General features: G+C 45.7%; 22 protein-coding genes and 1 tRNA gene. 21 read left to right on the top strand and 2 right to left on the bottom strand.

Going from position 1 to position 18,152, the window contains the following annotated elements; all coding sequences use genetic code 11:
- From M1D59_RS04925 to M1D59_RS04940, 4 genes are all read left to right on the top strand, one after another.
- A complete protein-coding gene (locus tag M1D59_RS04925) occupies positions 1-273 on the top strand; it encodes a hypothetical protein (RefSeq protein ID WP_458117842.1) in 273 nt (90 codons plus the stop codon).
- Positions 270-554: a hypothetical protein gene (locus M1D59_RS04930; RefSeq protein ID WP_011197680.1), complete on the top strand. Its 285-nt coding sequence runs from the start codon at positions 270-272 to the stop codon at positions 552-554. Before M1D59_RS04925 ends, M1D59_RS04930 begins: the two co-directional genes overlap by 4 nt.
- Positions 555-660: 106 nt before the next feature.
- The gene (rpsN, locus tag M1D59_RS04935; RefSeq protein WP_023856470.1) at positions 661-930 is read left to right on the top strand and encodes a 30S ribosomal protein S14; all 270 of its coding nucleotides are present in this window, start codon (positions 661-663) and stop codon (positions 928-930) included.
- 143 nt (positions 931-1,073) lie between these two features.
- Positions 1,074-1,147, top strand: a tRNA-Gly gene (locus tag M1D59_RS04940).
- A gap of 108 nt (positions 1,148-1,255) precedes the next feature.
- Here the strand turns inward: M1D59_RS04940 and M1D59_RS04945 are convergent.
- Positions 1,256-1,885 carry a hypothetical protein gene (locus M1D59_RS04945; RefSeq protein WP_458117843.1) on the bottom strand — a complete coding sequence of 210 codons (630 nt, stop codon included), beginning with the start codon at positions 1,883-1,885 and terminating at the stop codon, positions 1,256-1,258.
- Positions 1,886-1,965: 80 nt separating this feature from the next.
- Between M1D59_RS04945 and queG the strand changes: the two genes are divergently transcribed.
- From queG to M1D59_RS05030, 17 genes are all read left to right on the top strand, one after another.
- A complete protein-coding gene (gene queG / locus M1D59_RS04950; RefSeq protein WP_020450668.1) occupies positions 1,966-3,114 on the top strand; it encodes a tRNA epoxyqueuosine(34) reductase QueG in 1,149 nt (382 codons plus the stop codon).
- Positions 3,115-3,177: 63 nt separating this feature from the next.
- A complete protein-coding gene (locus M1D59_RS04955) occupies positions 3,178-4,080 on the top strand; it encodes an amidase domain-containing protein (RefSeq protein WP_023856472.1) in 903 nt (300 codons plus the stop codon).
- A 37-nt stretch (positions 4,081-4,117) separates the two neighbouring features.
- A complete protein-coding gene (gene trmL, locus M1D59_RS04960) occupies positions 4,118-4,600 on the top strand; it encodes a tRNA (uridine(34)/cytosine(34)/5-carboxymethylaminomethyluridine(34)-2'-O)-methyltransferase TrmL (protein WP_101560627.1) in 483 nt (160 codons plus the stop codon).
- 102 nt (positions 4,601-4,702) lie between these two features.
- Positions 4,703-5,317: a YhbD family protein gene (locus tag M1D59_RS04965; protein ID WP_458117844.1), complete on the top strand. Its 615-nt coding sequence runs from the start codon at positions 4,703-4,705 to the stop codon at positions 5,315-5,317.
- Between the two features lie 15 nt (positions 5,318-5,332).
- Entirely contained in the window at positions 5,333-6,043 is a 711-nt protein-coding gene (locus tag M1D59_RS04970; protein ID WP_025811860.1) for a polymer-forming cytoskeletal protein, read from the top strand.
- 14 nt (positions 6,044-6,057) lie between these two features.
- Positions 6,058-6,759, top strand: coding sequence for a hypothetical protein (locus M1D59_RS04975; protein ID WP_020450673.1), 702 nt, complete (start codon positions 6,058-6,060; stop codon positions 6,757-6,759).
- 396 nt (positions 6,760-7,155) lie between these two features.
- On the top strand, positions 7,156-9,051 hold the full coding sequence (gene prkA / locus M1D59_RS04980; protein ID WP_026580010.1) for a serine/threonine protein kinase PrkA: 1,896 nt from the start codon (positions 7,156-7,158) through the stop codon (positions 9,049-9,051).
- Between the two features lie 166 nt (positions 9,052-9,217).
- Positions 9,218-10,384, top strand: coding sequence for a sporulation protein YhbH (gene yhbH / locus M1D59_RS04985; protein ID WP_020450675.1), 1,167 nt, complete (start codon positions 9,218-9,220; stop codon positions 10,382-10,384).
- A 307-nt stretch (positions 10,385-10,691) separates the two neighbouring features.
- On the top strand, positions 10,692-11,324 hold the full coding sequence (locus M1D59_RS04990; protein ID WP_020450676.1) for an HlyD family secretion protein: 633 nt from the start codon (positions 10,692-10,694) through the stop codon (positions 11,322-11,324).
- 63 nt (positions 11,325-11,387) lie between these two features.
- Positions 11,388-12,953 carry a DHA2 family efflux MFS transporter permease subunit gene (locus M1D59_RS04995; RefSeq protein WP_217626294.1) on the top strand — a complete coding sequence of 522 codons (1,566 nt, stop codon included), beginning with the start codon at positions 11,388-11,390 and terminating at the stop codon, positions 12,951-12,953.
- 17 nt (positions 12,954-12,970) lie between these two features.
- Entirely contained in the window at positions 12,971-13,501 is a 531-nt protein-coding gene (locus M1D59_RS05000; RefSeq protein WP_020450678.1) for an NAD(P)H-dependent oxidoreductase, read from the top strand.
- Positions 13,502-13,514: 13 nt separating this feature from the next.
- Positions 13,515-13,847, top strand: a complete 333-nt coding sequence (locus tag M1D59_RS05005; protein WP_039072544.1) for a hypothetical protein — start codon at positions 13,515-13,517, stop codon at positions 13,845-13,847.
- A 135-nt stretch (positions 13,848-13,982) separates the two neighbouring features.
- Positions 13,983-14,750 (top strand): hypothetical protein, encoded by a 768-nt coding sequence (locus M1D59_RS05010; protein WP_051303785.1) that lies wholly within the window; start codon positions 13,983-13,985, stop codon positions 14,748-14,750.
- Between the two features lie 4 nt (positions 14,751-14,754).
- A complete protein-coding gene (locus M1D59_RS05015) occupies positions 14,755-15,129 on the top strand; it encodes a GntR family transcriptional regulator (protein ID WP_023856479.1) in 375 nt (124 codons plus the stop codon).
- Positions 15,126-15,827, top strand: coding sequence for an ABC transporter ATP-binding protein (locus tag M1D59_RS05020; RefSeq protein ID WP_023856480.1), 702 nt, complete (start codon positions 15,126-15,128; stop codon positions 15,825-15,827). The genes M1D59_RS05015 and M1D59_RS05020 overlap by 4 nt, the downstream gene beginning before the upstream one ends.
- 19 nt (positions 15,828-15,846) lie before the next feature.
- Complete coding sequence (locus tag M1D59_RS05025) at positions 15,847-16,770, top strand: ABC transporter ATP-binding protein (RefSeq protein ID WP_023856481.1); 924 nt, start codon at positions 15,847-15,849, stop codon at positions 16,768-16,770.
- Positions 16,763-17,704 carry an ABC transporter permease gene (locus M1D59_RS05030; RefSeq protein WP_101560629.1) on the top strand — a complete coding sequence of 314 codons (942 nt, stop codon included), beginning with the start codon at positions 16,763-16,765 and terminating at the stop codon, positions 17,702-17,704. Before M1D59_RS05025 ends, M1D59_RS05030 begins: the two co-directional genes overlap by 8 nt.
- A 116-nt stretch (positions 17,705-17,820) precedes the next feature.
- On the opposite strand, the gene cspB is transcribed toward M1D59_RS05030, so the two are convergent.
- Positions 17,821-18,021, bottom strand: a complete 201-nt coding sequence (gene cspB, locus M1D59_RS05035; protein ID WP_003155376.1) for a cold shock-like protein CspB — start codon at positions 18,019-18,021, stop codon at positions 17,821-17,823.
- Between the last annotated feature and the right edge of the window lie 131 nt (positions 18,022-18,152).

An 18,152-nucleotide genomic window follows, 5' to 3' on the forward strand; every position in this document is an offset into this window, starting at 1 on the left:
ATGTCCGTCAAATTTATCAGGCCTGTCATATCGCCGTATGATAAAAAGTCGATTTGGATTACGGCGTTGGGGCCGCTTATACCAGGGGCGCTCGGAATAGCCGGCGTGCTGTTTACGATCTTTTTTCTTCAGGAAAACGCGGTCTCGGTCGGCATGCTTCTGTTCTTTTCCACTTATGCTCTGCATATGATGTATCTGCTTCCGTTTATGGGTGACGGAAAGTCGATTATGAAACAGCTGATGATCAGAGGAATTGGAGGTAAATCATCATGAATACAAACTCTTTAAAGCAGGGACTAATCTTTGCCAGTTTCTCAAGCTTTCTCGCATTTCCGATGCTTGCGGCTGCGCTTTTGTTTTATCATCTTTTTTCAAATCAAACGAGCAACGATATCCTGTTTAACAGTTTGTCGTTTGTCATGGAGAGCGAATCGGCTTTTTCATTCCAGGTGAAGCCCAACTTTTTCTTCATTATGATCGGGCTGTTTATCGGCATTTTTATTATAACGGCCGCGATTTCATCAATTTATCAGAAAAAAAAGGGTGAATCTTAAAAGAGCTTGCTACTTGAGGCAGGCTTTTTTTATTTGCATCGGAAGACGGGTTGTGATAAATTTAAATCGTAATCATTACGCTTTATTGAGAAGGAGGATACTCAGAGTGGCCAAGAAATCAAAAATTGCTAAAGAAAAAAAGCGCCAAAAGCTTGTTGAACAATATGCGGAACTCAGAAAAGAACTAAAAGAAAAAGGCGATTACAGAGCTTTGAGCAAGCTTCCGCGCGACTCGGCGCCATCAAGGCTGCATAACCGCTGCGAAGTGACCGGAAGGCCGAGAGGATATATGAGAAAGTTTAAAATGTCGCGGATCGCGTTCAGAGAGTTAGCATATAAAGGCCAGGTACCAGGTGTGAAGAAATCCAGCTGGTAATCTGTCAATGTCCGGAAAAAAGCTGCCGATGTTCATATCGGCGGTTTTTTTTCGACAAATTTTTAATATACCCTTGACGAAATTTTAATAAACGTGTAACATAATAAAAGTCAAAACGATGATGTTGTTTTTAGAGATCATATGCGGGTGTAGTTTAGTGGTAAAACCTCAGCCTTCCAAGCTGATGTCGTGGGTTCGATTCCCATCACCCGCTCCATACATACTGTTTATAACGCAGTGTTTCGTTTCTCAGATTAAACGAAGCATTGCGTTTTTTCATGTATGAAATCATCGTAAAAAACCTGCTCTCTTTAAGAACAGGTTTTTAAGGAAAGACGGTTGAGATATGTTCGCCGCCGTGAATTTGTTCGAACATTTTTGTTAAAGACTCGAGCAGGCGGCGGGATTCTTCTATAGATAATGAGGGCCTGAAAAAGACGAGCTGCAAGGCATCTTTTGTATCCGTTCCTGCATGATGAAGGCTGAGGTTTCCGGTGATCGTGCCGAATGCTCCAGCATCATCGGAGAACGTGATGATCTCGCCGGGACTGCCGGGTTCGATTTTGATCGGACCGTTTAATTTCCGGGCATCATATATATGAACCGGTATCAAATATTTGAGGGAGAAAAAACGGCTCAAATCAATCGCTGAATTTTTCGGCTCAACAAAGCGTTGTTCTTTGATATCTTTCAGCATCCGTTCGAGTCCGCTTTCCCGTCCTGAATAAGACGGGTTCAGCTCACGGAAGGCATCATGCCATTCTTTAACGGCCGATTCATCTTCGGGACTGCGATCGGCATAGTCAAAAAACAGCGATTCCTGAAAAAGGCGGAGCCGGCCTTTGAGCATTTGCGGGGAGCCGGTGATCTCAATATCTTGATATAACACAGCGCCAACCTTAAATGAAGGAATGCGGTTTAAAATAGCAGGCGCGATTTGCAAACGAAGTTCCAATTTAAATTCATCTCCCGTGTCATGGTACACTCTATTATACAGAGAGCGAAAACGAAAACAAAGAAAGGAGGCTCTGCACGATGGATGTGAAAAAACTGAAACAGGATGTCATCGAATTCGCACAGGAAATCGGCATCGATAAAATCCGGTTCGCCAGTGCAGATACTTTTGAAACATTAAAAGAACGATTGATTGAGAACCGGACCCTCGGCTATGAATCAGGCTTTGAAGAACCCGATCTTGAAAAGCGGACGAACCCGGATCTGCTTTTGCCGAAGGCGAAATCGATCATCGCCATCGCCCTTGCTTACCCTTCAAAAATGAAAGATGCGCCGAGAAGCAAGAAAGGCGAACGGAGGGGCATCTTTTGCAGAGCTTCCTGGGGAAAGGATTATCATCATGTTCTGCGGGAAAAGCTTGATCAGCTGGAAGAATTTTTGAAAGCGCAGCGCAGCGATGTCAGAACGAAATCGATGGTTGACACCGGTGAGCTGTCGGACAGAGCTGTCGCAGAGCGCGCGGGCATCGGCTGGAGCGGAAAGAACTGCATGATCATTACGCCTGAATTCGGGTCTTACGTTTACTTGGCGGAAATGATTACGAATATTCCGTTCGAGCCTGATGAGAGAATCGAAGATCAATGCGGCTCATGCAATAAATGTATTGAGGCATGCCCGACCGGTGCGCTCGTCAACCCCGGGCAGCTCAACTCCCAGCGCTGCATCGCTTTTCAGACGCAGACAAAAGGTTTTCTGCCCGACGAGTTCCGTACGAAAATCGGGAACAGGATCTACGGCTGTGATACGTGCCAGATGGTATGCCCGAAAAATAAAGGGGTCGATTTTCATCTGCATCCTGAAATGGAGCCGGACCCTGAGATTGCCAAGCCGCTTTTAAAACCGCTTCTGACGATGTCGAATCGCGAATTTAAAGAAAAGTTCGGCCACGTGGCCGGCTCATGGAGAGGCAAAAAGCCGATTCAGAGAAATGCGATTATCGCACTTGCCCATTTTAAAGAAACGGACGCTCTCCCTGAACTGATTGAGCTGATGCACAAAGATCCGCGGCCGGTCATCAGGGGAACCGCCGCATGGGCGGTCGGAAAGATCGGCGGAGCGGATGTGATGGGTGAATTGGAGCGCGCGCTCGCGCACGAGCAGGATGAAGAAGCAAAAGCTGAAATCCAAAAAGGCATCGGCCTTTTAAAAGAAACGAGTGCGACTAATTGAGGGCTGTCCTGACATATGTTTAATGATGAGAAATGAATTAACAAACATATGGTGGTGTAGCCCTTGAAACAGATCATCGAGCAGCTCCTGAAAGCCAGACTTCATTACTTAATCAACGGCAATGATGAAACAAACTGGCAGGATGCCGGGGGTTTTGAAGTCATTGAACGGAAGCGGAGGCTTTTTCAAAACCGCGGCGTGCAGATCGTGAAGGCCAATATGAAAGCAGCTGTAAAAGAGCACTGGCTTGATGAAGACGGCGCGTCGCATGTGAACTATCAAACCCATACCGCATACTTGTGCAAAGACGGGGATGATATGTATATGGAAGAACATATTGAAGACAGAAGCGCCATTTTGTATGATCAGATGGTCATCAAAGACTCCAAGGCCCCGCGTCCGGCCGCACAGTCTTATCCTGACCCTGAAAGCGGCGATGATGAGATGCGCGAATTGCTGGGAAGGGCGTTCCGCTATGACCGGCTGGCCGCGGTGCGCTATGCAGAAACGTATTGGAATAAACGAAATCCCGCTTACAAAAACTTTGAAGACAATTGCACAAACTTTATTTCCCAGTGCATAAGGGCGGGAGATGCGCCGATGCGCGGCTATCCGAACAGAGGCAAAGGCTGGTGGATGCAAAACCATTCCTGGAGTTACAGCTGGACTGTCGCTCATTCGCTCAGAACCTTTTTGAAGCAGTCAAAAGCCGGCCTCCGAGCGGTTCAAAAGCGGGCCGCGAAAGAGCTGATCGAAGGCGATGTCATCTGCTATGATTTTAACGGAGACGGAAGATTTGACCACGTGGCTCTTGTGACGGCAAAGGATAAAAGCAATATGCCGCTGGTGAACGCGCAAACGCACGACTGCCGGATGAGGTACTGGTCTTACGAGGATTCGCCTGCTTATACTTCATCGATTCGATATGCGTTTTTTCATATATCAGATGATACGACAAAATCGTAATGAGTGGTATAATAAACAGCGGATCAGAAAAACAGAGGTGAATACTTTGGCATTGCATGTCGTACTATATCAACCAGAAATTCCTGCAAACACAGGAAATATCGCACGGACTTGTGCAGCAACAGATACAACGCTTCATTTAATCAGACCGCTCGGCTTTTCAACCGACGATAAAATGCTCAAGCGGGCAGGTCTTGATTATTGGGAATTCGTCAATGTCGTCTACCACGACTCATTGGACGAATTGTTTAATGCCCATCCTGACGGCCGTTTTTTCTTCATTACAAAATTCGGTCAAAAACCGCACACTTCATTTGATTATTCAGATCAAAACGAAGATCACTTCTTTGTCTTCGGAAGAGAGACGAACGGCTTGCCGAAAGAGCTGATCGAACAAAACATGGATCGCTGTCTGCGCCTGCCTATGACAGAGCATGTCAGATCACTGAACTTATCAAATACTGCAGCAATCCTCGTGTATGAGGCGCTTCGCCAGCAGAATTACAGAGATTTGACTTAAGTAAGCTTTATCAGGAAAAGAGCCCTTTTTAACAGAGGGTTCTTTTTTTACTTTCTAATGTAACAGTGTTATGTTACAATGTGTGTAAAGGAGCTGAAACAGATGGTTCAGGATGATTTAATTTCAAAAAAAGAGCTGCTGGATTTGACTTCGATCTCATACGGGCAGCTCTATAGATGGAAACGGAAAAATTTAATACCGGAAGAGTGGTTTATCCGGAAATCGACGTTCACCGGACAAGAAACGTTTTTTCCGAAGGAAGACATTTTAAAAAGAATCGAAACCATTCAAAGCATGAAAGAAAATCTTTCCCTTGATGAAATGGCGGAAATGTTTACACCCGGTCTGTCCGAACTTAGCGCGAGCCGCGGGGAACTGCTTGAAAAAGGCATCGTTTCACAAGCGGTCATGACGTTTTTTGAAGAATGCACCGGAAAGCGCGATGAGCCATTTCATCTGACAGAAGCGCTTGCGGCTTATGTGCTGGAAGGCCTGCTCCAATCCGGCGACATCAGCCTGGATGAAGGAAAAATGGTGCTGGATGTCATCATGTCACACGAGGCGGAGAACAAAGGGAGGCTGATTGTGCTTCGGAAGCTCGGCATTGCAACATGTCTGATCACCGAGGGCAGCATCGTGTTGGAAAAAGGAGTCAAGGTCGCCGCTGACATCAATCTGGCAGCGAGCAGCGAAGAATTGAAAACAAAATTCATGTAAATGGAGGATCAAAAGATGGAGAATTTATTGATAAACGGATTTGGCAGTTCAGGCGGAGGCACGTATCAAACGGTTGAATTAAACGGCAAAGGAACGATTAACGGCGATATTGACTGCGAAAGGTTCAGCTGCAGCGGCACCGGGACTGTAAACGGAGACGTGAAAGCGGGTGAGCTGAGAATCAGCGGCCACGCCAAACTAAACGGCGCAATCGCAGCTTCCAAGGTCAGAATCGACGGTTCTGCAAAGGTGGATGGCGATGTCGAAGCAGAACAGCTTAAAGTTTTAGGCTATGCCGGCATTAGCGGACATGTGAAAGGCGACGAAGCAATCGTTCGCGGAAAAACGTCAATCGGCAAAGACTGCGAAGTGGAACATTTTACTGCGGAAGGCTATTTTACAATCGACGGGCTTTTAAACGCGGAACAAATTGAGATTAAGGTTCACGGCGGTGAAAGTAAAGTGAAAGAAATCGGGTGCCGGCGGATCGTCTGCACTGCACATCAATCGAAGCTGTTCTCGTTTTTAACGCCGCTTATTTCTCCTCCGAGACTGTCTGCCGAGCTGATTGAAGGGGATCAAATTGAACTCGCCAATACGGCCGCGAAAGTTGTCCGGGGCAATTCGGTTATCATCGGCGAAAATTGCGACATCGACCTGATTGAGTATAAGGAAGATATCCGGGTGGCGGAAACGGCAAAAGTCGGAGAGAAGAGGAAAATATAGCGGAGGGATAGGACATGAAGAAACACGACTTGAAAATACACGGCTCCGGAAATGCCGGAGGCGGATCATTCCATCATGTTCTCATCAGAGGTGAAGGAACGATCACAGGAAACATTGAATGTGAAAAATTCAGTACACACGGCACAAGCGAATTGTCAGGCGATGCGACAATCAAAAGCTTTAGTGTACACGGGGAAACAGAGATCCGGGGGAGGCTGAAAGCTGACAAAGCCAGAGTGTACGGGACGGCGGATGTTTCTGAGGACGCCGACATCAGCGATGCAGCCGTAAAAGGCATTATCAATATCGGGGGTAATATGGCGGCTGAAACGTGCGATGTCAAAGGCGCACTGAACGTAAGAGGCGATTGTGAGGCAGAGGATTTTACACTGACGGGCAGCTTGGACGTAAAGGGTCTGCTGAACGCCGGCGCGATTGACATCGGCTTAAAGTTCGGAAACAGTTCGATTGGCGATATCGGCGGCACGCATATTAAGATTGTCAAAAAACGCGGGCTCTTGTTTAATAGAAACGGAGGTTTTCTCTCAGCAGGGACAATCGAAGGAGATGATATTTACCTGGAAAACACGGAGGCCCGCATGGTCAGGGGAAACCGCGTGCATATAGGGCCCGGATGCAAGATTGAGAAAGTTGAATACAAAAGCAGCTGCCGGGTATCTCCTAAGTCTGAAGTAAATGAAGATCAACAGGAATAAAACAGTGTTATGTTACGAAAAAAGGATGGCTTCAAAAGTGAGCCATCCTTTTTCCTTTGAATTTTATTTGCCGGGTTTACTTTCGTATCCGGCAGTAAAAATGGATACGAGGAACGCGAGGATGACCCCCATCATGATCAACGTTCTCATTAAAATCCCTCCTCATCCTTATTCCCTTGTTGTCATCTGCACCGATGCCATCAGCCGTACCGCAGGAGCACTTGCGGACGGAACTTTTCTGCTCTTATTATGAATGGTTTGCTCCATCCTTGTCAATTCGAGGAAAGTACATTTCATTTTTTATATGAAAAGCATCTAAAGGGACATCTCCGCATAGATTGAATGTAACAGTGATTCACTTGGCACCTTGCATTTATCATCATATAGGAGGTTCTTATGGATATATTAAAAAAGATTGAACAGTATAGAGAGGAAGAGCAGCGTCTGAAATGGGAAGGAACCTTCGCTGAATATTTAGAAATCGTAAAGGAAAATCCGACTGTCGCGCAATCTGCTCATTCCCGCGTTTACAATATGATTAAAGACAGCGGCATTGAAGAGAAAGACGGGAAAAAAGTATACAGCTTCTTTGACAAAGAGCTGTTTGGTCTTGAAGAGCCTTTGGAACGCCTAGTTGAAGAATACTTTCATCCGGCCGCGAAGCGCCTTGATGTCAGAAAAAGAATCCTGCTTTTGATGGGGCCTGTTAGCGGGGGAAAGTCGACTTTGGTCACCATGCTGAAAAGGGGGCTTGAAGCATACTCTCTTACAGATGAAGGGGCTGTCTACGCCATTCAGGGCTGTCCAATGCACGAAGATCCGCTTCATCTAATTCCTCAGCATCTGCGGGACGATTTTTACAATGAATACGGCATTCGTATTCAAGGCAACCTGTCCCCGTTGAACATGATGAGGCTGGAACAGGAATACGGCGGAAGAATAGAAGACGTGAAGGTTGAAAGAATCTTTTTTTCAGAGGATAAACGGACGGGGATCGGTACGTTCAGTCCGTCGGACCCTAAATCGCAGGATATCGCTGATCTGACGGGAAGCATTGATTTTTCGACGATTGCCGAATACGGATCGGAATCCGATCCGCGCGCATACCGGTTCGACGGAGAATTAAACAAAGCGAACAGAGGAATGATGGAATTTCAAGAGATGCTGAAATGCGATGAAAAATTCCTCTGGCATCTTTTATCGCTTACACAGGAAGGGAATTTCAAAGCGGGCCGGTTCGCGCTCATCTCAGCGGATGAATTGATCGTAGCCCACACGAATGAAACCGAATACCGTTCATTTATATCCAATAAGAAAAACGAAGCGCTCCATTCGCGGATTATCGTCATGCCGATTCCATATAATTTAAAAGTATCAGAAGAAGAAAGAATTTATGAAAAAATGGTCGCTGAAAGCGATGTGTCTGATGTTCATATTGCGCCGCACACGCTAAAAGTGGCTGCGATGTTTTCGATTTTGACGAGGCTGAAAGAGCCGAAGCGGTCAGACATTGATCTTGTCAAAAAAATGAGGCTGTATGACGGAGAGAGTGTTGAAGGCTACAATTCTGTCGATGTCGAGGATTTGAAAAAAGAATACACTGACGAAGGAATGAGCGGAATCGATCCGCGCTATGTCATCAACCGGATCTCGTCGACGATCATCCGCAAAAACATGGAATCGATCAATGCGCTTGATGTCCTCCGTTCTTTAAAAGAAGGGCTTAGCCAGCATCCATCGATTTCGGCAGAAGACCGCGAGCGTTATTTGAACTTTATTTCCGCCGCCAGAAAAGAATACGACGAAATGGCGAAGAAAGAAGTCCAAAAAGCGTTTGTGTACTCTTATGAGGAATCTGCGAAAACGCTGATGGACAATTATCTTGATAATGTCGAAGCGTACTGCAATAAAATTAAGCTTCGCGATCCGCTGACGGGAGAAGAAATGAATCCGGATGAAAAGCTGATGAGGTCAATAGAAGAACAAATCGGCATTTCCGAAAATGCGAAAAAGGCATTCCGCGAAGAAATTCTCATTCGCATTTCTGCCTATGCAAGAAAAGGGAAACGGTTTGACTATAATTCGCATGAGCGGCTCAGAGAAGCCATTCAGAAAAAGCTGTTCGCAGACTTGAAAGATGTCGTCAAAATCACGACATCGACAAAAACGCCGGACGAACAGCAGCTCAAGAAAATCAACGAGGTCGTCGCCCGTCTCATTGATGAGCACGGCTACAACTCGACTAGCGCAAACGAACTCTTAAAATATGTAGGAAGCTTATTAAACCGGTAACTTGAAGACCCGTCCGGAGAAGGGCGGGTCCTTTTGTCCCATTTTCAAAATTGTTTGTCAAAAGTTATTTGCACCTGCATAAGATAACAATAAACATTTTAGACTTGCATCCGCAGGGCTATAAACCGAAGCCATTTAAGGGGATTATCAATAAGGAGGGGAATTCATGTCCCATAAAGACAATGGCCATTTTATTATTTCTCAGGAAGACTGGTCCCTCCACCGAAAAGGGTATGATGACCAACAGCGTCACCAGAAAAAGGTGCAGGACGCGATCAAAAACAATCTGCCTGACCTGATTACAGAAGAAAGCATTATTATGTCCAACGGCAAAGATGTTGTCAAAATTCCGATTCGATCGTTAGATGAGTATAAAATCCGCTATAACTATGATAAAAATAAACATGCCGGCCAAGGAGACGGCGACAGCGAGGTAGGAGATATCGTCGCAAGGGACGGTTCGGATAAACGGGGCGCCGGCAAAGGCCAGGGAGCGGGCGACCAGGCCGGTGAAGATTATTATGAAGCTGAAGTTTCGTTAATCGATTTGGAAGAGGCGCTCTTCAGCGAAATGGAACTGCCGAATTTAGAACAAAAAGAACGGGATGATATCGTTGTCGAAGATATTGAGTTCAACGATATCCGCAAAACGGGTTTGACCGGTAATATCGATAAGAAAAGAACGATGCTCAGCGCTTTTAAGCGAAATGCAATGACGGGAAAACCTTCATTTTATCCGATCTACCCCGAAGACTTAAAATTTAAAACGTGGAATGACTCCGTAAAGCCGGAATCAAAAGCCGTTGTGCTCGCAATGATGGATACGAGCGGATCGATGGGCGTTTGGGAAAAATATATGGCGCGAAGCTTTTTCTTTTGGATGACACGTTTTTTACGGACAAAGTATGAAACGGTCGATATTGAGTTTATCGCCCATCACACTGAAGCCAAAGTGGTATCAGAAGAAGATTTCTTTTCGAAAGGGGAAAGCGGGGGCACGATTTGTTCATCTGTATACCGCAAATCCCTCGAACTGATTGAAGACAAATACCATCCGACACGCTATAACATTTATCCGTTTCATTTTTCGGACGGCGATAATTTGACATCCGACAATGCGCGTTGCGTTAAGCTTGTCGGAGAGATTATGGAGAAAGCGAATATCTTTTGCTATGGCGAAGTCAACCAGTACAACAGACATTCAACGTTAATGTCAGCCTACAAAAATATTAAAAACGAAAAATTCAAGTATTATGTGCTGAAACAGAAAGCCGATGTTTTTCAGGCTCTGAAGAGCTTCTTCAGCAATGAAGAACGGCATCAATATACATGAAAAAACGCGATTGAAACCTCCGGCAGCGGAGGTTTTTTGTTTGGAAAATATTTAAATCAAAATTTTAAGTGCAAGGTTATTGACATTCTTTATTACTTTAACTAATATTTAATCTTGTTAACTATTTATTTTGTTGTGCAGAGGTAAAAACAAATTTACCGCTTCCGATCTTTCTTGCTCAGTTTTGAACAACTTTTTCAGTACACGTCCCGCAAGTTGCTGGGCAGGAAATAGGAAAACGCAAAACCGCGGAAGCCGATCAAACCGGCTTCATCCAAAATATAAGGATATGAAAGGAGAAATAAACATGAGCAAAGGACGTTTAATTGCGACGAACATTATCGGACTCATCATCGTGCTTGCCATCTTAGCAGGAGGTGCGTATTTCTATTATGACAGCATCAGCTATGTGAAAACCGACGAAGCACACGTGACAGGCGAGATGGCCGACATTACGGCGCCTGCATCAGGGAAGCTCTCAGATTGGGATTTGAAAGAAGGATCAAAAGTTTCAAAAGACGAAAAAGCAGCGAAAATCAAAGGGGAACAAACGGTTGACGTGAAGTCGATCATGGACGGAACGATTGTCAAAAACGAAGCGAAAGAAGGCCAGATCGTACAAGCCGGTCAAACGCTTGCGAAAACCATTGACATGGATCATCTGTACATTACAGCTAACATTGAAGAAAACGACCTGAAAGACATCGAAAAAGGGGACAAAGTCGATATCGTCGTTGACGGTGATTCAGGCACTACATTTGAAGGAAATGTCGAAGAAATCGGCTATGCGACAAACTCAACATTTGACTTGCTTTCTCAAAGCAATTCAAGCGGAAACTACACGAAAGTGACGCAGAAAGTACCTGTGAAAATTTCAATTAAAAACCCGTCTGACAAAGTGCTGCCGGGAATGAACGCATCCGTGAAAATTTCAAAATAACCGGGGGAAATAAAAACGAGCGAAAGGAGGATGTCATAAGTGGCTTCTCAGAAAAAAGGAAATATGTCACTGCTCATCATTTTAATGGGCGGCTTGTTTCTGGCCATTTTAAACCAAACGCTACTGAATGTGGCGATGCCTCATCTCATGACAGAGTTCAATGTGAGCGCCACAACGATTCAATGGCTGACAACCGGATATATGCTTGTCAACGGCGTTTTGATTCCTTTATCAGCCTTCCTGATTATGCGGTTCGGCGGACGGAGCTTGTTTTTAACGGCGATGCTGCTGTTTACGGTCGGAACGCTGATATGCGGAATTGCGCCTAACTTCTCGACGATGTTAACCGGACGCCTCATTCAGGCAGTCGGCGGAGGCATACTTCAGCCTTTGGTCATGACCACGATTCTCTTTATCTTTCCTCCGGAAAGCCGCGGGAAAGGAATGGGAATCTTCGGGCTTGCGATGATGTTTGCTCCTGCTGTCGGTCCGACGCTATCCGGCTGGGTCATTGAAAACTACAGCTGGCGGATCATGTTTTACGGCCTTGTGCCGGTTGGTTTGATCGTCATTATTTTCGGTTTTTTCCTATTTAAAAATATGACGGAACCTAAAAAAATCAAATTGGACACAGCGGGCGCGATTCTTTCAATTGTCGGATTTGCGGCGTTGCTGTATGGTGTGAGCGAAGCCGGCTCAGACGGCTGGGATGATCCGCTCGTACTTTCTACAGTTGTGATCGGTGTGATCGGCATTGCCGCTTTTATCATCCAGCAGTTGAAATCGAAAGAGCCGATGCTTGACTTCAGAGTGTTCAAATACGATATGTTTTCACTGTCAAGCGTGATCAACGCCATCATTACAGTTGCTTTGTATGCAGGAATGTTCCTGATTCCGATTTACTTGCAAAACCTGGTCGGTTTTACAGCGCTTCAATCGGGGCTTTTGATGCTGCCGGGCGCACTTGTCATGCTTGTGATGTCGCCGATCTCAGGAATTTTATTTGATAAAGTCGGCCCAAGGCCGCTAGCGATTGTCGGATTATTGATCACTGTTGTGACGACCTACGAATTTACGACGCTTACGATCGATACACCGTATATGCACATCGTGTTGATCTATGCGATTCGGGCGTTTGGGATGTCCATGTTGATGATGCCGATCATGACTGCCGGCATGAACCAGCTTCCGCAGCATTTAAACAGCCACGGAACGGCGATGTCGAATACGCTTCGCCAAATCAGCGGTTCGATCGGAACGAGCTTGATCACGACGATTTATACAAATCGCACGACATTCCACTATGCATCAATGGCCGATCAGACAAATACGGCTGATCCGTCATTTATGAGCACACTGCAGTCAACCATTCAGTCAACAGCGCAATCGATGCATATATCTCTTGAACAAGCACAACAATATGTCGTGAAATATTTGACCGGACAGGCTCAGCTCAACTCGAATGTCATGGGCATCAATGACGCATTTATGTGGGCGGCCGGGTTCTGTGTCATCGGCCTCGTTCTCAGCCTGTTTTTGAGGGATGTCAGAAAAGACAAGCTGCGCAGGAAGAACAAGGCGGAGGAGCTGACATTGCTTCCGGCTCCTAAAGAAGCGAAAGAATCTTAAAATGAGGAGGTTCTGACATGAAAATTTATGTTGTTTACGACAGTGAAGGCGAGCATACGAAAAAGCTGGCTGAAGCCATTGCGGAAGGCGCAGGGGAACATGAGGCTGCAGACGTGCTGATCGATCATGTCAGCCAGGCGGATATTAGAAAGCTCGAAGAAATGGATGCTATCATCTGGGGCTGCCCAGGTCATTTCGGTACAATCAGCTCCGGATTAAAAACTTGGATCGACAGGCTGGGCTACCTTTGGGCGGAAGGGAAGCTGATCAATAAGATCGGCGCAGTCTTCTGCACAACAGCGACAACTCACGGCGGTCTTGAGGCGACAATGCTCAACTTAATAACACCGATGCTTCATCAAGGCATGATGGTCGTCGGCTTGCCTGGAAATGTACCTGAAAATGCTTTATACGGGTCTTATTACGGTGCAGGTATCACGTGTCCTGTCGACAGTGACGAACTGATCGGCGAAGAAGGCCTGGAGCTGGGCCGGGCTTTAGGCAGACGCGTCGCCCAAGTGACAGACCGCTTTACAGCAGGACAGTGAGGAGCGATTTGACATGACCATTATATTGACCATCATCGCTGCTGTCCTCGTCATTATCGGTCTGGTGGTATTTAATGTGCGGTCGGCGTCTTCACAGGATAAACCCGAACATGAGGATAACGCGGCAGCTGAAGCTGGCATTCCTCATGTTCAGGAAGAAGAAGTCGCTGAGCAAGTTGAAGCCGATCAGCAAGATCCGTTCGAAATGAATGATCAAACCTATCGGGCGATTCTGCAAAAACTTCAACATCCAAAAGAGGAAAAAAACCATTCCGAGAAAACGGAAATGGACGATATGGATTACCGAAAAGCATTAAAATCCATGAAAAAGCGGGAACAGGATTAAAGGCAAATTCGCTGGGAACCAGCGGGTTTGCTTTTTTTTTTTTTGCATTTTTTTGTAATATTTGATTGCGATTTTCACTGTATCGGTGTACTATTGACGTAGTACACTGATACAGTGACTAGAGGAGGATATGTTTTGCGGTCTTTCAGCGGTTTATTTAAAAAAGATTTTCTCATGGCAAGGTTTTGGTTTTTGGTTTGGATGCTGTGCATGATTTGTGCGATTATTGCAAGCTTTTGGTTTGCTCATTATACAGGCGAATCAATGGCTCTTTTTGGGGCGCTAGTGACCATTTTATTATTTCATAGTCTGTTTTGTCCTTTAATGATCCTAGCTCAGCTCCGTCTGGAAGGGAAGACGCAGCTTTGGTTATATAATCCGAACAACAGTGCGTTATTGCTGGTGTCAAAGCTTGCTTCAGCTGCCGTATACCAATTGATTTCCCACGCTGTTTTATTCATTTTCGGGCTGGTTGTCAGAAGCGTTCTGCTCTCCAGCAGCGCCGGTCTGTTTTCCGTGTCAGATTTGCTTCTCGTCAATATCGCTGTCTTTTTAGGCTCCATCAGTTTTTCCACATGGGTGATGTTTCTGTGGACGGTATATGAAGCGCTCAGAAAATATCCGGCTATCAAAAAAATCCGCTGGATCATTCCCTTGCTAATCTACAGTGCTTACGGATTAATCGAGGCGCTGTTCATCGAGAGCGGCTTATTCCAGGAATTGCAGAAATTGTGGAGCATTTCTTTAAAGGCTGAATTCAAACTTCATTACGAACATTCAGGATGGACTGTTACATTTTCTCAAGTTGATTTGCCGGGTGTTCTCCTGGTGTATTACACAGTCTTAGGCGTCTGTCTCTTCTATCTCTCCTGCAAATTACTGAACAGAAGAGTTGAGGTGTAAAAGAATGGCAAATGAATTTTCTGCTTCAAAGCCGATCTATAGGCAAATAGCCGAACAGCTCTTTAAAAAAATGATCCGCGGAGAGATCAAACCGGGAGAAAAATTGCCTTCGGTCCGTGAGCTGGCTGTTCAGACACAGGTAAATCCGAATACGATTCAAAGAACCTACAATGAAATGGAAAGGATGGGCGTGGTGGAGACCAGAAGGGGACAGGGCACCTTTGTTGTTGAACATACGGAAGTCATCGATGATTTAAAGCGGGAGATGAGGTCGGAAGTTATCGGGCAATTTGTCCAGAGCATGGAAGAGCTTGGCTTGTCTAAACAAGACATGTTGTTGGAACTTGACCGTTTTCTTCAGAAAGGAGATCCCAAATGAAGATTGAGCTGAAAAATGTCACGAAGAAGTTTGGCAAAGAGTATGCGCTCAAAGAGGCCGATCTGTCACTTTCTCCCGGGAAAATTTACGGGTTGACAGGACCGAACGGCAGCGGCAAATCTACGATCTTGAAGCTGATCACAGGGCTCTCGTTTCCGGATTCGGGCTCGGTGCTGATCGGAGGGCGGCCGGCAGCCAGAAAGGAGACGAAGAACATCGCCTATTTAACAGAGCTCGATATGTTCTACGATCCATTTCGGGTCAAGGATATGATTCACTTTTATGAAACCCAGTTTTCCGATTTCCGTATAAATAAAGCGTGGGACCTGTTAAAGGACATGAAAATCGACGGGGATAAAAAAATCGGCAAGCTTTCCAAAGGCAACCGGGGCAGGCTGAAGCTCGCGCTCACATTGGCGCGCGATGCAGCAGTCGTGCTGCTTGATGAGCCGTTTTCCGGTCTTGATCCGATGGTGAGAGAATCGATCGTCAAAAGCCTTCTTACATATTTGGAGCTTGATAAGCAGACAATCGTCATCGCCACCCATGAGATTCATGAAATTGAACAAATTTTGGATGAGGTCGTCGTCGTCTTAAATGGCCGAATTGAAGAAAAAAAGGATGTCGAACAGCTGCGCGAGGAATCCGGAATGTCGCTTTTGGAATGGCTGAAACGGTTTATTGAAGAAAAAAATTGAAAAGGCTGGAGGAGAAACAGTGGAAACACTTTTGGAATTAAAAAATGTATCAAAAACGATCAGGGGGAAAAAGATTATCGACGGCCTGAGCTTTGACGTTCGGGCAGGCGAAATATTCGGCTTCCTAGGTCCGAACGGCGCCGGAAAAACGACGACGATCCGGATGATTGTCGGGCATATGAACATCACCGCCGGTGAAATCGCCGTGTGCGGCGTCAGCGTAAAAGAAAATTTTGAAAAGGCCGCGCGGCATATCGGAGCGATCGTTGAAAATCCGGAACTGTATAAATTTTTAACGGGCTATCAAAACCTTCAGCAATACGCGCGCATGACGAAAGGCGTGACGAAACAGAAAATTGACGAAATCGTCGAGCTTGTCGGATTGAAAAACAGGATCAACGATAAGGTCAAAACGTATTCTTTAGGAATGAGACAAAGGCTTGGCCTGGCCCAAAGCCTTTTGCACGATCCGAAGCTCTTGATTCTCGATGAGCCGACGAACGGGCTTGATCCGGCCGGTATCCGGGAAATTCGCGATCATTTAAGAAAGCTGACGAGAGAAAGAGGTATGGCGGTCATCGTTTCAAGCCACCTGCTTTCAGAAATGGAGCTGATGTGCGACAGGATCGCCATTATCCAGAACGGAAAGCTCCGGGATATTCAGCATGTGCACGGACCCGCTCGGGATGAAAAGAAGCGCTATTATATTCAAGCGGATGACAATCAGGCTCTGATGCGGGAAGCGGCTGCCTTCAAAAAGATGAAGGTTGACGAAGCGGAAGGCGGGATAGAGCTCAGCCTTCAAAAAGATGAAGTGCCTGATTTGATCAAACACTTGTCAGACAACGGTGTCCGCCTATATGAAGTGAAGGCTGTGAACAAATCGCTGGAAGACCGGTTCCTGGAAATCACCGCAGAGAAGGAGGAAGCTCAGCATGTTTAATCTCATCGTAAATGAATGGATCAAAATTTTTAATCGAAAAGGCACATATGTCATGATTGCGATTTTGCTGTTATCTGCCATCGGGCTGGGCGTTCTCACAAAGATGATCGGAGAGACAGACCAAAACCCGGACTGGAAAAAAGAATTGATGCAGGAAAATAAAGATATGAAAGAACAACTTAAAGGGGTCAATAATCCGGCACTTGAAAAAAGCTATGAACGGTCGACCGCCATTAATGAGTATCGAATCAAGCACGATTTGCCGGAAGACGGGGACTATTCGGCCCTGTCGTTCATCAGCGACGCGAGCGGCAACATTCCTCTCCTCGGTCTGTTTGTGATCACGGTGGCTGCGGGAATCGTTGCGAATGAATTCAACTGGGGAACGGTGAAGCTGCTTGTCATCAGGCCGATCAGCCGCTTTAAAATTTTGCTGGCAAAATATTTTACAGTTCTGCTTTTTGCATTGGCTTTGCTTTTCATTCTGTTCGCAAGCGCGGGTATCACAGGCCTTGCTTTATTCGGGGCAGGCGACGGCAGCCAGGTTCACTTGGCGTACGCCGATGGAACCGTTGAAGAAAAAAGCCTGCTGCTGCACTTGGCCGGCAGCTATTTGCTGAATTCAATATCGCTTTTGATGATGGCGACAATGGCCTTTATGATTTCAGCTGTTTTCAGAAACAGCTCGCTTGCCGTAGGTATTTCAATTTTCCTTTTGGCAATGGGCGGAACGGTGACAAACTTGCTCGCAACGAAATTTGATTGGGTGAAATACATCTTATTTGCCAACACTGATCTCACTCAATACTTTGACGGATCTCCGCTTGTTTCAGACATGACGCTGGGATTCTCGATTGTGGTGCTGGCTGTCTATTTTATCGTTTTTCATGTGCTCGCCTTTGGTGCATTCACAAAAAGAGACATCGCTTCATAAGCGGTTTTCGCAAAAAAAGCCTGACGCCGGTTTTCCGGGCGTCAGGCTTTTTTTAAATATAAAAAGACTGCTGACATTCGGTCAGCAGTCCTGTATGAAGATCAGCGGTTCACAGCTTACGCTTTTGTTACGTTAGCAGCTTGTGGTCCGCGGTTTCCTTCAACGATTTCGAAAGATACAGATTGGCCTTCTTCCAAAGTTTTGAAGCCTTCGCCTTGAATAGCAGAGAAATGAACGAATACATCGTCTTGTCCTTCAACTTCGATGAATCCGAAACCTTTTTCAGAGTTAAACCATTTTACTTTACCTTCTAGCATGAAATTTCCTCCTAAAGCGATAACGCTTAAATTCACTATTCTTGCTCTAAAACAAACTTCCAAGACGAAAACTCTTACAAAACTTTCTTCTTAAAGATAGTTCGAACAAAAATAATTACCTTTACTTTACC

The sequence above is a fragment of the Bacillus sp. PK6-026 genome (assembly GCF_054161455.1).

What these genes read in the sequence shown, in the direction of transcription:
- M1D59_RS04995 (WP_217626294.1), top strand. Translation starts at nt 11,388, where the DNA reads ATGTCACTGCTCATCATTTTAATGGGCGGCTTGTTTCTGGCCATTTTA.
- M1D59_RS05005 (WP_039072544.1), top strand. Translation starts at nt 13,515, where the DNA reads ATGACCATTATATTGACCATCATCGCTGCTGTCCTCGTCATTATCGGT.
- M1D59_RS05020 (WP_023856480.1), top strand. Translation starts at nt 15,126, where the DNA reads ATGAAGATTGAGCTGAAAAATGTCACGAAGAAGTTTGGCAAAGAGTAT.
- M1D59_RS04965 (WP_458117844.1), top strand. Translation starts at nt 4,703, where the DNA reads ATGGTTCAGGATGATTTAATTTCAAAAAAAGAGCTGCTGGATTTGACT.
- M1D59_RS04925 (WP_458117842.1), top strand. Translation starts at nt 1, where the DNA reads ATGTCCGTCAAATTTATCAGGCCTGTCATATCGCCGTATGATAAAAAG.
- cspB (WP_003155376.1), bottom strand. Translation starts at nt 18,021, where the DNA reads ATGCTAGAAGGTAAAGTAAAATGGTTTAACTCTGAAAAAGGTTTCGGA.
- M1D59_RS04990 (WP_020450676.1), top strand. Translation starts at nt 10,692, where the DNA reads ATGAGCAAAGGACGTTTAATTGCGACGAACATTATCGGACTCATCATC.
- prkA (WP_026580010.1), top strand. Translation starts at nt 7,156, where the DNA reads ATGGATATATTAAAAAAGATTGAACAGTATAGAGAGGAAGAGCAGCGT.
- M1D59_RS04975 (WP_020450673.1), top strand. Translation starts at nt 6,058, where the DNA reads ATGAAGAAACACGACTTGAAAATACACGGCTCCGGAAATGCCGGAGGC.
- M1D59_RS04930 (WP_011197680.1), top strand. Translation starts at nt 270, where the DNA reads ATGAATACAAACTCTTTAAAGCAGGGACTAATCTTTGCCAGTTTCTCA.
- M1D59_RS05015 (WP_023856479.1), top strand. Translation starts at nt 14,755, where the DNA reads ATGGCAAATGAATTTTCTGCTTCAAAGCCGATCTATAGGCAAATAGCC.
- M1D59_RS05030 (WP_101560629.1), top strand. Translation starts at nt 16,763, where the DNA reads ATGTTTAATCTCATCGTAAATGAATGGATCAAAATTTTTAATCGAAAA.
- queG (WP_020450668.1), top strand. Translation starts at nt 1,966, where the DNA reads ATGGATGTGAAAAAACTGAAACAGGATGTCATCGAATTCGCACAGGAA.
- M1D59_RS05000 (WP_020450678.1), top strand. Translation starts at nt 12,971, where the DNA reads ATGAAAATTTATGTTGTTTACGACAGTGAAGGCGAGCATACGAAAAAG.
- M1D59_RS04970 (WP_025811860.1), top strand. Translation starts at nt 5,333, where the DNA reads ATGGAGAATTTATTGATAAACGGATTTGGCAGTTCAGGCGGAGGCACG.
- yhbH (WP_020450675.1), top strand. Translation starts at nt 9,218, where the DNA reads ATGTCCCATAAAGACAATGGCCATTTTATTATTTCTCAGGAAGACTGG.